This window comes from Paenibacillus harenae DSM 16969 (assembly GCF_000422465.1).
GTDB lineage: Bacteria > Bacillota > Bacilli > Paenibacillales > Paenibacillaceae > Pristimantibacillus > Pristimantibacillus harenae.
Genome location: NZ_AULV01000026.1, coordinates 1 through 14,632 on the forward strand (window position 1 = coordinate 1; position 14,632 = coordinate 14,632).

General features: G+C 44.6%; 14 protein-coding genes and 1 pseudogene. 12 read left to right on the top strand and 3 right to left on the bottom strand.

The window, feature by feature from the left end; all coding sequences use genetic code 11:
• The first annotated feature begins 223 nt into the window (after window positions 1-223).
• Window positions 224-382, top strand: a complete 159-nt coding sequence (locus H581_RS39620) for an OB-fold nucleic acid binding domain-containing protein (RefSeq protein WP_425414592.1) — start codon at window positions 224-226, stop codon at window positions 380-382.
• Here the strand turns inward: H581_RS39620 and H581_RS38320 are convergent.
• Complete coding sequence (locus H581_RS38320; protein WP_036718420.1) at window positions 315-515, bottom strand: hypothetical protein; 201 nt, start codon at window positions 513-515, stop codon at window positions 315-317. The genes H581_RS39620 and H581_RS38320 overlap by 68 nt on opposite strands.
• Before the next feature lie 128 nt (window positions 516-643).
• On the opposite strand from H581_RS38320, the gene tnpA reads away from it, so the two are divergent.
• The 5 genes from tnpA (at window position 644) to H581_RS37015 (ending at window position 6,108) form a co-directional block, all read left to right on the top strand.
• Complete coding sequence (tnpA, locus tag H581_RS37010) at window positions 644-985, top strand: IS66 family insertion sequence element accessory protein TnpA (protein ID WP_084134518.1); 342 nt, start codon at window positions 644-646, stop codon at window positions 983-985.
• Window positions 986-1,219: 234 nt separating this feature from the next.
• On the top strand, window positions 1,220-2,284 hold the full coding sequence (locus tag H581_RS0109350) for a bifunctional transcriptional activator/DNA repair enzyme AdaA (RefSeq protein WP_028609784.1): 1,065 nt from the start codon (window positions 1,220-1,222) through the stop codon (window positions 2,282-2,284).
• Window positions 2,281-3,723: an MFS transporter gene (locus H581_RS0109355; protein ID WP_028609785.1), complete on the top strand. Its 1,443-nt coding sequence runs from the start codon at window positions 2,281-2,283 to the stop codon at window positions 3,721-3,723. The genes H581_RS0109350 and H581_RS0109355 overlap by 4 nt, the downstream gene beginning before the upstream one ends.
• 243 nt (window positions 3,724-3,966) lie before the next feature.
• Window positions 3,967-4,293, top strand: coding sequence for a DUF3892 domain-containing protein (locus H581_RS0109360; RefSeq protein ID WP_028609786.1), 327 nt, complete (start codon window positions 3,967-3,969; stop codon window positions 4,291-4,293).
• Between the two features lie 1,614 nt (window positions 4,294-5,907).
• A complete protein-coding gene (locus H581_RS37015; RefSeq protein WP_084134519.1) occupies window positions 5,908-6,108 on the top strand; it encodes a PspC domain-containing protein in 201 nt (66 codons plus the stop codon).
• Between the two features lie 208 nt (window positions 6,109-6,316).
• Here H581_RS37015 and H581_RS36335 read toward each other — a convergent pair whose 3' ends face one another.
• Complete coding sequence (locus H581_RS36335) at window positions 6,317-8,020, bottom strand: RCC1 domain-containing protein (RefSeq protein ID WP_051250606.1); 1,704 nt, start codon at window positions 8,018-8,020, stop codon at window positions 6,317-6,319.
• A 372-nt stretch (window positions 8,021-8,392) separates the two neighbouring features.
• Between H581_RS36335 and H581_RS0109370 the strand changes: the two genes are divergently transcribed.
• From H581_RS0109370 to H581_RS0109385, 4 genes are all read left to right on the top strand, one after another.
• Complete coding sequence (locus tag H581_RS0109370; protein ID WP_028609787.1) at window positions 8,393-8,869, top strand: hypothetical protein; 477 nt, start codon at window positions 8,393-8,395, stop codon at window positions 8,867-8,869.
• Between the two features lie 146 nt (window positions 8,870-9,015).
• Window positions 9,016-9,693, top strand: a complete 678-nt coding sequence (locus tag H581_RS0109375) for a hypothetical protein (RefSeq protein ID WP_028609788.1) — start codon at window positions 9,016-9,018, stop codon at window positions 9,691-9,693.
• Window positions 9,694-9,732: 39 nt separating this feature from the next.
• Window positions 9,733-10,350 (top strand): hypothetical protein, encoded by a 618-nt coding sequence (locus tag H581_RS0109380; RefSeq protein ID WP_028609789.1) that lies wholly within the window; start codon window positions 9,733-9,735, stop codon window positions 10,348-10,350.
• A 271-nt stretch (window positions 10,351-10,621) separates the two neighbouring features.
• A complete protein-coding gene (locus H581_RS0109385; RefSeq protein ID WP_028609790.1) occupies window positions 10,622-11,131 on the top strand; it encodes a hypothetical protein in 510 nt (169 codons plus the stop codon).
• A gap of 172 nt (window positions 11,132-11,303) precedes the next feature.
• Here H581_RS0109385 and H581_RS38825 read toward each other — a convergent pair.
• Window positions 11,304-12,412 (bottom strand): annotated as a pseudogene (locus H581_RS38825) (IS110 family RNA-guided transposase); the annotation flags it as partial.
• Between the two features lie 354 nt (window positions 12,413-12,766).
• Here H581_RS38825 and H581_RS0109395 point away from each other — a divergent pair.
• Both H581_RS0109395 and H581_RS0109400 read left to right on the top strand, forming a co-directional pair.
• Window positions 12,767-13,321 (top strand): dihydrofolate reductase family protein, encoded by a 555-nt coding sequence (locus tag H581_RS0109395; protein WP_028609791.1) that lies wholly within the window; start codon window positions 12,767-12,769, stop codon window positions 13,319-13,321.
• Window positions 13,322-13,608: 287 nt separating this feature from the next.
• Complete coding sequence (locus H581_RS0109400; RefSeq protein ID WP_028609792.1) at window positions 13,609-14,565, top strand: sigma-70 family RNA polymerase sigma factor; 957 nt, start codon at window positions 13,609-13,611, stop codon at window positions 14,563-14,565.
• Window positions 14,566-14,632 lie beyond the last annotated feature (67 nt).

Genomic DNA, 14,632 nt, shown 5'->3' on the forward strand with positions numbered 1-14,632 from the left:
AGTTTCTAATCCGGTAACGCGGTAGGAATTCCTCGTCAACCCAATAGGTATGCTATATTCAGCTGTACCATCGTTATTTAGATCGATGTTTGGACGACGGTGACGATGACAACAACAACAACTTCGTACTACGCAGTACCCCTTTTAATAAAGGGAGTGTTTACTCATGGAAACTCATTCAACCAAGCAAGTCCGTGTGCTTTGCGCCCATGTCTTCGAACATATGGGGCATCCCGTAACCATACACGGATGGGTTCATAGCATTCGCCATCTCGGCCAGCTTGCCTTTATGCACGTGCGCGACCGGAGCGGAATCATACAATGCGTCCTCGAGGGGAGCTCGCCGAAACACCGCTTAGCCTGGAATCGGTCGTCTCCGTAACCGGCACTGCTGAGCTTGCGTCTAAAGCGCCCGGTGGAATCGTGATCCGCACGGCGTCGGTCCGGTGCTTCAGCGCCGCAGCGCGGCTGCCTTTTGAGATCAACAAAAAGACGATCGGCGCAAGGCTCGACACTGTGCTCGATCACCGGGTGCTGTCGCTCAGGCATCCGCAGTTGCACTGTAAGCGTCAAACTCTCCACACCTTCAACTACTAACCTAGCTATGAGATCATGAGATTAACCTGAACAGGGAGGGTAACTCATGAATGCCAAAGAACAACGCAGACAAGATTGGCACACACGTATAGCAGCCTATCGGGCAAGTGGACTCACGATGAAAGCTTGGTGCTCCGCAAATCATTGTTCTGTCGAACAATTGAAATATTGGCTGTACAAAATAAAGCGTGTATCATCCTCAACTACTCCAGATCTAAAGACTTCTCCCGTACAGTTTGTACCACTTGCCACTGTAGATCCAACTGGCGGCGTTTCTCCTGCTCCTTCTCTAATCCTTCATACCGGTGAGATCAGTATCGAGCTTCATTCCGGCTTTGACCCCATGCTTTTGCGCGAAGTGATTCATGGGCTTACTTCACCATGCTGACCTTTCCAAGCAATCAGCGCGTGTTTCTTGCTTGTGGTTCATAGCCGCCTAAGCTAAATCCCAATCAATCCCGCAATTATGAGAAAAATACGGGACGATTGTTATTTGGAACAAATGTTGAGCATGAAAAAATCAATGCTCGATTTTCGGCGCTGGTATTTTCGGAAGGCGATATAATCATATTTGCGGTTCCTTAAAAATGAATGAAAACGAAACTGCATAAGGAGGAGTAGAATGATACTTTCCGATAGAAAAAACGAATATTACCGTGCGCTTATCGACAAAAATTCCGAGTACGAAGGCATCTTCTATGTCGGAGTCAAGACAACCGGGGTATTCTGCCGGCCGACATGTCCTGCAAGAAAACCCAAATTCGAGAATTGCGAATTTTACGGGACGGCCAAGGAAGCCCTTCTGGCTTCGTTTCGCCCCTGCCAACGGTGCCGACCGTTGTCTCATCCCAACCATGTTTCGGAGCTTGTTCGAAAGCTTGTCGACGCGGTCGAGGAAAATCCGGAGCGGCGATGGACGGATGAAGACTTTCGCCAATTATCCGTTGATGCGTCAACGGCGCGCCGACAGTTCAAGAAGCGGTTCGGCATGACGTTTGTCGAGTATGCAAGAGCGCGGCGCGTGGGAATTGCTCTAAAGCATATCCGGACAGGTAGTTCGGTCATCGAAGCCCAGATTACAGCCGGCTACGAATCCGGCAGCGGCTTCAGGGACGCGTTCTCCCGCATTATGGGTGCGGCACCCGCACATATTGGGAACCATCGGATTTTAAAGGCATCATGGCTGGATACGAGGCTTGGTCCAATGATTGCGGTAGCAGACGAAAAAGCGCTTTTTCTGCTCGAATTCGTAGAACGACGGGGGTTGGAACGCGAGGTCGAACGTCTCAGGCGAAGGACTGCATCAGCGGTTATTCCAGGTTGTACGTCGCCGATCCGTTCGATTGAAAGTGAGTTAAACGATTATTTTGAAGGCAGGTTAACCGAATTCAAAACGCCGCTGATGACGATGGGGTCGCCTTTTCAGGAGAAAGTCTGGGAGCAATTACGAAAGATTCCGCTGGGCCGGACAGCATCGTATGCGGATATTGCGACGGCGGTCGAAAAGCCGAACGCTTATCGCGCCGTCGCGCAAGCAAACGGCGCCAACCAGCTGGCGATTGTAATTCCATGTCACCGTGTGATTAACTCCAATGGCGATTTGGGCGGTTACGGGGGAGGCGTGTCGCGGAAGGAATGGCTGCTGAGCCATGAGAAGAAAAGGGCCGCATTGGAGAAAACAGAATGACGAAAATGATTCAGCCCGGCAAATGGTCCGTATTATTCGTGGTCACACTGGTATCATTCATTACAAATCTGGACGCGACGATCGTGATCACTGGGTTACCGCAGCTAATGCGGGAATTGCATCTTTCGATCGATACGGGGATGTGGACGATTACTTCGTTCTACATCACAAGCACCGTTTTTCTTCTTCCTGCCGGTCGATGGTCGGATATGTATGGAACGAAACGCATTTTTCTAGGCGGATTCGCTCTGTTTACGCTCGCTACTGCGCTTTGCGGTATGGCAGGGTCCGGCGAAGCGCTGATTGCGGCCCGGCTGCTGCAAGGCAGCGGTGCCGCCATGGCGATGGCGGCATCCACGCCAATCTTGATACGGACATTTCCTTCCAATGAACTTGGTGTCGCTCTTGGCATCAACAATATGGCATGGGTTACCGGCTCGCTCATCGGTCCCGTTGTCGGGGGAGCATTAATCGGCGAATTCGGATGGCGCTCCATGTTCTATTCGGTCGTTCCGATCGGTGTCATCGGATTGGCCGCCGGAATTTTTTTTATACGGGAGAATATTGAGGGCGAGAAGGCTAAGACGGATTGGCCAGGTATGCTTACATTCAGTGCAGGTCTTACTGCTCTGCTCATCGCTTTGTCTGAGGGCCACTCATGGGGATGGGCATCGGGGAGAACGCTCGGACTGATCGTAACAGCGGCGATCCTAGGGATTACATTCATATGGATTGAGATGAAGGTACGGCATCCGTTGTTTCATCTGAGCCTATTTGCTTATCGGAATTATTCAATAGGACTCGGCATCACGATGAGCTACTGTATCGGTTACTTCGCCGTCACCATTCTATTGACCTTGTATTTGCAAGGTGTTCACGAGCTCAATCCATTGGAATCGGGACTCATGTTAATCCCGTTATCCGTTCCCCAGTTGTTCACAGCTCCATTCGGCGGTAAGCTGGCCGACCGTTACGGTCCCGCAAAAATGATTTTGCTAGGCTCATTCCTAATCGGGCTCTCGCTCCTGATGCTTGGGCAGCTTGGTTCCCAACTGTCGACGATGGCGGTCATTATCCCGCTTACGATCATTTCCGCCGCTACAGGACTTTCCTGGCCATCACTTGCAAAAGCAGTGCTGTCGGCCGCTCCGCAAGAGCAAGCTGGTTCCGCATCCGGCATGTTCTGGACTGTATACAACATGTGCCGGGCAATTAGTCAGGCGCTTGTGCTTGCAGTTGTTCAGTTGGTCGTCCAGTCGGATCTCGCTTCTAAGCTATTAGCCGGGACTGGAGCCGGGCAATCAGTTGAATCGAAGGACGCTCTTATCCATGCTTCGAACATCGGTTTCCGGTTCTTCGCCGTATTTCTCGGACTAGCGGTCGCGCTCGGACTTTTTCTGCAGCGCCCACAGCATAAGACCGAAAGTGTCGTGGAATAGGAAGGTGAAGTGGCTTCCATTAGGAGTCGGCTGTATCAATCGTTGTGAGCCATGTCACCTGTTATTTGCAACATAACTCCATCACCTTGGGTCTTGCCGTGATCGGAAGTTATGCACAAGGCATTTCAAATGCAATAAATTTGATCAACCATGATTATTCTTAGCAGCTCGTCATTTTGTTCTACCAGAACGTGTATGCGCATCCAGCTAAATGGGGATCATACACCGTGGAGGTGTGCGAATATGCCAAACATCAATTACAATAGCAATTCAAACTTTGAGGAAATTTACAACCAATATCGCCAAGAGGGTCAGCAAGGTGCTGCTCAAGAAATTAAAGCGGAACCCGGTAAAGAACAAATTGTAGCCGTACGAAAGAATGAGGACGGGGACATTATTGCTTTTATGACGGCATCCGGTAGAGAACTCGATTATATAACTGCTTTAGACGATGCGAAAAGTGGAAAATTGGCGCATGTAGATGTGTTCCACAAATATGGACGCGATATCATTCGCAGTGAACCGGACGGATTTGACGGGAACAATTTAGATAACCTTCCCACTTTTTGATTTTAATTTATTGGAAAATAAGAATCCCGCCGAGTAACCGGCGGGATTCGTTTTTAGAATATATCCTCAGGTGAATCTCTCTAGCAACGATGCGAGCTTAGTCAACGTTGATGCAGACGGGCTTAAATTTCTTTTTCACTATTAGAGTCGACGGCGACCTCAATGACGTTCGGCGCATCACATCAGGACGAGGCTGATGTAAATTGATGTAAAACATCAACAGAAACGAGCGGAATGAAGCCTTTTAGAACGTAAGCCCATTGACGAAAAGCCCATTAGATCAAGGTTCATACGGATTATAACAGATTAATCCTAAGACGATATGTATCCGCATACGACACATGTGGAGTGCGGAAACATGAATATTATTTTATAGGGACGAATTGGGGACGAAAACCATCCTAGCAAATCTATATCACGGTAGTGATGAGAATACGTTTGTTTATTTACATCGGGTTGTGTTCACAATGTCAAGACTATTGCGGAAACAGATGATTCATTGAAGTAACGAGGAACGATAGCGTCATGTGGCAGCCTTCGCTCACCTACGGGGAGGAATGCTTAATCAGTTACTCGAATAAAAAATAAGGATTGCTAAAAGAGTGGGAGGGGTTACGAATAGAAAATAAATCATCTAAACCAGAACTTCCCGAGGACATTCGCAAAAATGCGAATAGCCATTTTCATTACCGCTTGGGAAGAGCCATTGTTGGTTATCCCAGTTTAATCGGAACTTGTGTGCTGGTAATTGGAATGCTCCTATATTTCTTATTTCGATAAAATAGTACAATTAGCACCTCAGATGATTGTTAACGCTAATGGATACGAGAGTTGATTAAAAATGAGATGAGGATGCCTTTGTAAGGACATCCTCACTTACTAAGTAATAAGAAGAAAGGATGGATTATAACGAATACTATATATGTTCTTGTTCGACATTGGTTATTTTGGTATGGAGTATATGGATTCTGCGACAAAAGCTGTAACGATGAAATTACACTATTCTCGGATAAAGAAAAAAACATTTTTCTAGGGCATTTTGATCTTTTAACTGAACCTTGTATCATTAACTTATTAAACAACGAACTTGATAAAATAGAAGATAGAAAATTTTGCGATGAAATTGAAAAATTCATAAGAGGAAATAAGGATATTGTTTACAGTTATATATATCCGAGGGATAAAGAGGATCTAGCGTATCAAGTTGACCATTATGCCCCAATAAATGATAAAGGTCATAAACCTACTTACATTTATATGTGGTCGAAGTTATCAAAATATTGGGATACAAATGAAATTGAGAAAAGCATAAAAATACTTGCCATGGATTTTTTTAATTTGGATATTGAAAGAGTGGAACTACTCGAAATACCGACATACGAGGAGACAAAATTATCATTTCAAAGGGATTACGCACCTTTCGTATAACGATTGTACGATTAACAACAGGCTGCCGGCATGATCGGTGGCCCTGTTGCGCTAACGGAGTACGGGAGTTAAATGGTCTAGGGAGAAGTTTGCAGTGGCGCCTGCTTCCTTATTGTCGTTGAAGTAACGGAAAGTGTAGTTCCAATATGTGTTAAAAATGAACAGATGATTATATAAAGTCGATTTATGAGGGGGGTTCCTTTGCATAAGAATAAACTGAAAAGGTCTTCACGTGATAAATCCATACAAGGAGTTTGTGGAGGTATTGCAGAATTCTTTGGCATTTCTTCGTTTAGCATTAGATTAATTTTTATTTTGACAATGCCTGCATCCTTGATTATCTACATTGTTTTGACTAATAGTCTTGATGATAATTCCAGCTTATAAACGGTTTTGATTATTGCAAAGGACAATTAAGTGTGGACATGTTGAACGGGTACGATAGCTGAATAATCGTAAGAGACGGCAGCCAGAAGTGGCTGCCGTTTTCTCTATTAACGGGCAGCATTCAATCGTTTGTTGGTCGGGGGTGCAAAGAAGGCCGCGGGGTGATTCCGCGGCCGACCATTAAGTTCCGTAAACAGAGTAATAATCTTCAGTGATTGTCATATTTGATGCTCACATAGACGAAAACCTTCTTATCCGGACTATAATCATTGTCCGTATGTCCCTTAACTCTCCACTCTGCAGTGTAACCTTCGGGCAACCCGGCAGCACTGTACTCGGTACCATTTGTAAGTATCGTCGTATCTTCCGGCAATCGGTTACCCTCGCCCACGGTCTCCAGACTAAGATCATAATTTTCCCCTTCCGGAGAACCCATGGAGACCTTAACGACCCCATGATAGCCTTTAGGGGGGGTCCAAGATCCACTCAACACTTGGCCTGGAGAAGAAACGTACCCGTAATATAACGAATACTCATAAATAGATCCGCCGTATGAATAAGTTTTGGAATCGGAAAGCTGAAAAGAGACGGGAGCCGTATATGCTGCAGTAGTGGCCGTCACTTCTTTTTTCACACTTTGATTGTCATCGGCATCAACGGCGACCAATGAAAGGAGGTAGGACGTCTTTGGGGACAACCCCTTCACTTCATAGCTGTTCACGTCCCCGCTCAGGGTATCTAGCAGCGTATTGTCTTGGTATACCAAGTATTTGTCTACACCCGTTTCATCCGTCGCCGGATGCCAATTCAGCTGTACGCTGTTATAGGTCACATCGGTAACCGTCAGCACGTCGCCCGAAGGCCACTCTGGCGCTTCAGGACTGGATTCGCCAAGTCCTTGAACTTGTACGGGAGTATAACGCGCTGTCCTTGTTCCATCGCCGAGTTGGCCCGCCCAATTATCTCCCCACACCCAGAAGGTATCATCGCTTTTGACTGCCAAACTATGATTAGAACCTGATGCAATAGCGACTACTGAACTGAGACCCTGTACTTGAACAGGAGTGTAAGAAATCGTATCCGTACCATCTTCGAGTTGGCGAAAGTAAATCTCCCCCCAAGCCCATACGGTTCCGTCGCTTTTGATTGCCAAATTATGATCAAGGCCCGCAGTGACAGCGATTACCGAACTGAGATCTTGCACCTGAACGGGAGTCAATCGATTCTCTTCGGAGTATCCAATGCCTAATTCACCACTGACATTACTTCCCCATGCCCATACGGTTCCGTCGGCTTTGACCGCCAAACTATGCGAACCGTTCGCAGCAATGGCGGTCACCGAATCGAGACCTTGCACCTGAACCGGAACTGAACGATAGTTGAGCCTCGTTCCATCGCCCAATTGGCCAGAAAAATTCAATCCCCACGCCCAGACCGTCCCGTCGCTCTTTAGAGCCAAATTATGATTAAGGCCCGCAGAGATTGCGACTACCGAACTGAGACCTTGCACCTGAACGGGAGTCAAACGATTATTTGTGGTCCCGTCGCCCAATTGGGCGACGTCATTCCTTCCCCACGCCCATACGGTTCCGTCCTCTTTAAGAGCGAGACTATGACCCCATCCTGCAGCTACGGCAACCACCTCTTCGAGGTCTTTTACCTGAATGGGAGTCAATCGTACATTTGTAGTCCCGTCGCCCAGTTCACCGTTCCAATTCGAACCCCACGCCCATACGGTCCTGTCATTTTGGAGAGTGAGAGTATGAGCGCTCCCTCCTGCAACCATCGTTACACCCGATTTCGAACTCTCTGCTTCCACTATGGAAACGGACTCGGCGGCGGCTGCCTGAAAGGGCAGAAGCAGCGTCAGCATCAGAAACCCGTAAACCAAAAGCATAAACCGTAGTTTCATCAATCTTCACTCCTATCTTTGATCTACCTTGAATTTACCATATTACGGAAATCTATTGATCTGCCCGTTGCACTATTAATCTAGTGCAATTATCATAACAGAGGGAAAAGAAGCATTTTGGACGCATGGAAATTGGCAGTCTTGAAAATAGCTTAGAAGCGCATATCCAACATCGGGACTAAGGCATGGACATTCTTTTAGTTGGGTCATTGCTAACGGGTAAGTTGAATCAGATCAGTGAGCAGACCGCCGCGGTAGCTGCTTCTATTTCTTTGCAGTAACTGGCAGGATAGGGTGAAACTATAACCAAATTGTATGCTAAAAGAATATCTGAGAAGATTGAGAAAATCGGAAAATAAAGGAACGGTCTTTATGATAAAGAAGCAACTTCAACTTGAAGAATCATTACTCTTAAAGGAACAACTAAACTCTCTTTGGAACATTTTAGATTATTATTGGTATCCTTTGGCTCAAACGAATAGAGATGATGTAATTGCGTTTGGCTTTCCTTATATAAACGATGAGTTAAAGATTGATTTTTTGAAAAATGGTCTTATTAGACATGGAGTTACAGACATTTATGAATATTGGGCAGGAAAAGAACATTGCTATGAAAATGCTTTAACCCAAGACGCAAAACAGCTTTTCTGGAACAGTGACCCATACTTTTTTGAATGTTACAACGAAGGTTTCTGGTTTTCGAAGCAAATGGATTGGATTATTTATTTTACTCATGAGGAAACATGTACAATTGGCGGAGAATGGTTGGTAACGAAAGTAAAGCAAGAATGGAAAGACTGGAATAGAAACATAAAGTGGGACACAAAGAATGATAAATCATCCAACTAACGGGACACGATAGCGCGGCGATGGAACCGATCCATCGCTTTTTTGCTTTTGGCACGCATCACTGAACGATCTGGCAGGTTAGTTTAATGTATTTGTTACTTTCTTGTTCCCATATATATGGTACTGTGAGTTGGGGGGGATAGGAAATGAAAACAACAAAGCAGTTAGTGTCAGTTCTTAATTTGTTAATAATATTTGTCGTTATATCTGCCTGCTCCATATTACTTAACGAAGAACAGATGGTTAAGGATATTATCGATGAACGGGGATATGAAACGACAATTAGTGAACGTGGAGTTTCATTTCAACTTCCATTAAAGGAAGAATGGATTCCTGATGAAGAAGGGGAAATATTGCTTAACCATGTTGTCATTGAAATGCATAGTACAACAATTGTTTTAGAAAAAGTCAATAAACTCGGTGATGAAATAATATTCGAGTTTGGTGCCAAAACCCATGCGATAGAGAATCCTTCAAGAGGCGAGCTTTTGCATCTTTATGAAAAGAATGATGATTTAACATATAAATCCGAGTCAGGAGGATGGGTTTATTTGGATAAAAACAGGGAGAATATTTCAGACGAAATAAGCAATGGGGGAGCTGGGCAGGCTCCCTTTGAAAACCGATTTTGGTTCAAACTTCATGAGAATTATACAGGGCTTATTAAGGAGGGGCTAATAATGGAGTTTTCAGGTTTTTTCCTTTATAACTATGAAAAGCTAAGAGAAGGGGACGATAGTTCAGCTCCAAAGGGGTTGTCACGCAGTAGCCCCTTCGCTCAGCTAACGGCAGGATTGTTTAGTGATTACCCCGAAATAGGATAATAATGATGGGGTATTAGTAACCAGCGAAGAGGTGTTTTAATGTCCGAATATTCTCAAATACAGACTTACATCAAGAGTAACCCGGAAATTTTCAAGGACGTTATAAAGCAATTTGCTGAAGTATTAAACTCTCTGGGGCTTGATTCTAAATACTTCACAACAGAACAGGATTGGGAACTCTTACATACTCTGTGGGTTGGTGGTGAAGCGGAAGAACAGCTTTTTAATAATGATGGTTATCAACTTCATATTCGCCCATATGTGACAGGGTGGGCCCCAGAGGAAAGAAAAGAACTCCAAGATATTTGGTTAGAAGTTAGTTTACTATTCTTGACAGTAGATATTGAAAATCGAATTGGACAGCTAAAAGATGAACACAAAGCCCTCATATGGGTAATGATTAATAAATTTTCAAAAGAGTTTAAAGAAAGCGGTGTGTACTTCACAAACGAAGCTACGGATGGAAGACCTTGGGAAGCATTAATATGTGGAGAAAAAGAAGGCATGTGGGAATTTGATGCAGCCATCCTGCCTAGATATTTGTCTCATAAATATGAGGTTTATCCTACTGAAATGTTCTTTAACATTAATGAAAACACAATTTTTGTTGCTAGGAAGTCTCTCTGGAAAAGTGAACCTTGGTTGAAAATTGATTAAGCTAAACGGGTACGATAGTTCAATACCGAAGGGCTACCGCATGGCAGCCCCCGGTACTTTGGTTTAACCATGAGGAGTAGTTTGCTGCCGCGGCAACTACTCTTTATTGCGTTATTAAGCTATTTGGCGGGATAATTTAGTAGTTACCTTGAATTTATGACATAGGGTTTGATGATCCTGGTTGAACAAGATATCCCAGAGGAATTTAACTCACATAAATGGTACAAGTAATAACTGAATTTTGTGCTAGATCATTAAAGGGAGGAAACTAATGGATTCAATTGTTATTACACCATTCGTCGGAATAGGTCCTTTTAAATTAGGAATGAGTGAATCGGAGGTAAAAGAAACATTTGTAACTCATGCCCACTGGCGTAGGGCCAATCAAGCTTATAATGAAAGTATTATGGAAGAGCTATTCGTGAATTTTGAGTATGATTCGAATAATAAAGTGAAGTTTATCGAGGTGGTAAACCCAGCATATGCTGGACTTTTCCATATTCCATGTCTTTATAATGGCATAGATGTGTTTACAACGAAGACCGACGAATTGGTTTTTGAGATTGATAAAGACACCAAATACATCAGAGATTCCGAATCAGAATTGGGATACATGTATATTTTCCCAGAACGCCAACTCACTTTTTGGAGAGAAGGTGTTATTACGGAGGAAATCATGAACTCAGAGGAGTTTTTAGAAATGCCGCCTGAAAACCAGGAACTTGAGAAGAGGTATTTCTACTTTACAACGGTTTCTATTGCTGTACCAGGATACAGATAGCGACGGCAGCCGGTCAGATCGATCGACTGTTTGTTGCTAAAACCAGCTAATATCTTGTCAACATTTTTCTCTTAAATTAAGTTGGCAATGGCAGTATACTAAAAATAGGCGTGCTAAAGAACCTTCTCTGCATTTGCTGGAAGGTTTTTCGTTTGAATGATAAATATGCTAATTAAGCTAAGTCGACAAAGGTTTCTTGCTTCACTAATAATGCATAAATCCAGTGCAGAAGCTTGTAAACACACGCAATCAGAGCAACGCGATAAGGCTTTCCTGATTCACGCTTCTTGTCGTAAAACTCACGTAATCTCTTACTGCCTGTTTTCCTAAGACCGCACAAAACGGCGAGATACAAGGCGTGTCGTAGCTTCTTTGAACCACGTTTGGTAATGCGATTGCTGGTCGCTGTGAACTTACCTGAAGCGTAAACACTAGGGTCAATCCCTGCGAAAGCAACCAGCTTTTTAGCGTGATTAAACCGATGGATCTCCCCGATCTCAGACAGAATCGTTGCAGCGATTTTGCCTCCTATACCGGGTATCGATTGGATAATCTGATACGCTTCAACTTCTTCAGCAAGAGCATCAATCTGACTTCGTAGGTGGGAAAGGTGCTCTTGGTACTGAAGGAGTAAATCGATGTATAACGCTAAGCTTATCAGATGGCTGCTATAGCTTACTTTCTGAAAAGGATTGTTTGCTGCAGCTGCAACGATAAGAATTGCTTTTTCTCCAGCCCAGCGATCAGAGCGACTTGGGCAGAGGCATGAAATTGCATGGGCATATTCGCTTCTCCAGCAACTAGATAGGCTGTAGGAGTCGTAAATTGCTTAAGAAGTTGTAGCGAAACTCTTGAATAGAGATCACCGAAGATACCTCTGTAGTCCGGGAAGACCTGATCTAAGACGGCTTGGAACTGCAGTTTTACCTGTACATACATTTGCGTAAGAGAGTCATACTGACGTGTTAAATGTCTAAGATTCAATAATTGAACGCCACGTTGTTTATGGTCTTCAAATTCCTCTTTGTAATACAGTTCACATAGCCGAAAGGCATCAACCGCATCTGTTTTCACTTTGCGTAGACTTGATTTCTTGGCTTGATGTGAAATGAGAGGATTTACGACTAAGAACAAAATGCCGTGTTCCTCTAGATACTGGATGACGGCCTGGTGATAGTGTCCCGTGGATTCCAAAATAACAATCGGGGCTTGTTCAGCTTTAATCTGCACGTCGGTAATGACGTCTAGAAGCTGCATAAGACCATTTTGGTTGTGCTGAATATGCGAGATCTGTTCGTCTCAACCAGCTTAAACATGGTTTCTACAAGTAGGGGGCGATCAGTTTTAGCGACGGGTTACGGACCCAGGGGAACGACCGATCTGCCCCGGCTACTGACAAATACACCACCAAAATAAAAAGTGGTCAACCAGTAATAACTGGCTGACCTCATAATACGACGGAGAACGATAGCTTCATAACAAAGATCAAAACAGGCTGCCGGTGATAAACTCGGTGGTTTGTTGTGCTAATGGGCAGCATAGTTAAAAAGATATCCTTTCTGTTATTAATATGACACAAGGTGACATATTAAAGGTCTATAATAGGTGGTAGATCAACGAAAGGAGTAACAAATCATGAAACGAAGAATAATTTTAGATTTAGCTGTTACTTTAGATGGGTTTATTGAAGGGAAAAATGGGGAAGTTGATTGGTGTATTATGGACTCTGAGATGGGGTTTATTGATTTCTTAAATCAAATTGATACTATTTTTTATGGAAGAAAAAGCTATGATTTATGGGGACAATTTACTCCAGAAAATGAACATACTGATTCTGAAAAAGAAATTTGGGGATTAGTTCACAGTAAAGAGAAATATGTGTTTTCGAGGACACAAAAAGGGACTGATAATAAAGCAATATTCATAAATGAAAATATTCTTGAAGAAGTAAATGAATTAAAGACTAAGCCCGGTAAAGACATCTGGCTTTATGGTGGAGCAAGTCTGATAACGACTTTTATCAATTTGGGGCTTGTTGATGAATTTAGATTATCTGTTCACCCAGTTATTTTGGGAGAAGGAAAACCGTTATTTATTGATATAAAACAGAGGTTGAATTTAAAAATGGTTAATACAAGAACGTTCTCCTCTGGCGTTGTGCAACTAATCTATCATTTGAATGGGAAATAATATTGCACATTCCAATGATCATCGGGAACGGCAGTCGGCATGAAGCTGGCTGCCGTTTTTTAAGCTAACGGGCAGCTTCAGTATTCAGGTCCTGGTGTGAGGTATTGCGAATTATTTCTAAAGTATAGACAAGGGTTAATTTATTGGTTAATGAATTATTAGTACGATCGCGCTAAATTTTTATCCATGAATACTAAATCCTGCCTATTTATTCGGATTGAGGCTGTCCGCTTCATTGCATATAATGAAGGTACTACCCTTCGGGGAGATCGTTAAGGGAGGCCGCGATGAACGAGACCGCATTTGACGAACCATTATTTACAAGCTTGAAGCCGGGCTTAACCTCGTTCTGTTACCGAATGCTAGGCTCCATGGACGATGCGGACGATGCCGTTCAGGAGACGAGTATTCGGGTCTGGCAGAGCTGGAGCACGTTCAGACAGGATTCCTCGTTCAAAACTTGGGTCTATCGGATTGCCTCCAACCTGTGCTTGGACAAGCTGAGACAATCCAAACGCCGCGCGCTTCCCGTTGACCTGTTCGACCCGGCCGTCGCCATCGTCGAGCCGCGCGACACTCTGCCGGACTCTGCCTGGATCTGGCCGTCTCCCGACTTTGGGGGCAATCCGGAGGATCGGCTCGTCCGCAGAGATACCCTTCAACTGTGCTTCATCGCTCTCCTGCAGACCTTGCCTCCGCGGCAGCGCGCGGTACTCATTTTGAAGGATGTATTTGAATGGTCCTCCAAGCAGATCGCGGAAACGTTGGCGATGTCGCCGGCAGCGGTGAACAGCGCCTTGCAAAGAGCCCGAGAGACGATGGACCGGGCGCAGCTTCGCTCGGATGAGCTCAGCAGCATGGACGTTCAACCGGAGCAGCATCTGCTGTCCCAGTATGTGGAGGCCTTCGAGCAATTCGATATTGCTGCGCTCGTCGCGTTGTTCCACGAGGAAGGCTGCATGTCGATGCCGCCCTTCGAGATGTGGATCCGCGGCAAGGAAGATTTGTCCGCCTTCTATTCGCTTACTCGCTGGCATTGCGAAGGTTCGCGATTTGTGCCCATTACGGTGAATGGCGGTTATCCGGCGTTGGCCCAGTATATGCCGGGCAAAGAGGGCTCTGGCCTGGTACCCTGGGGCATCCACGTCATCGAAACCAAAGAAAATCAAATCCTGCACGTTCAAAACTTCATTCATACGCCATTATTTTCGCGATTTGGGCTGCCTGAGCGAATTGACCAATGAATTTCGTCATTGGCTTACGTCTATATCATTGAGAATAACCAAACGACGAATATCATGAGAGAGGTGT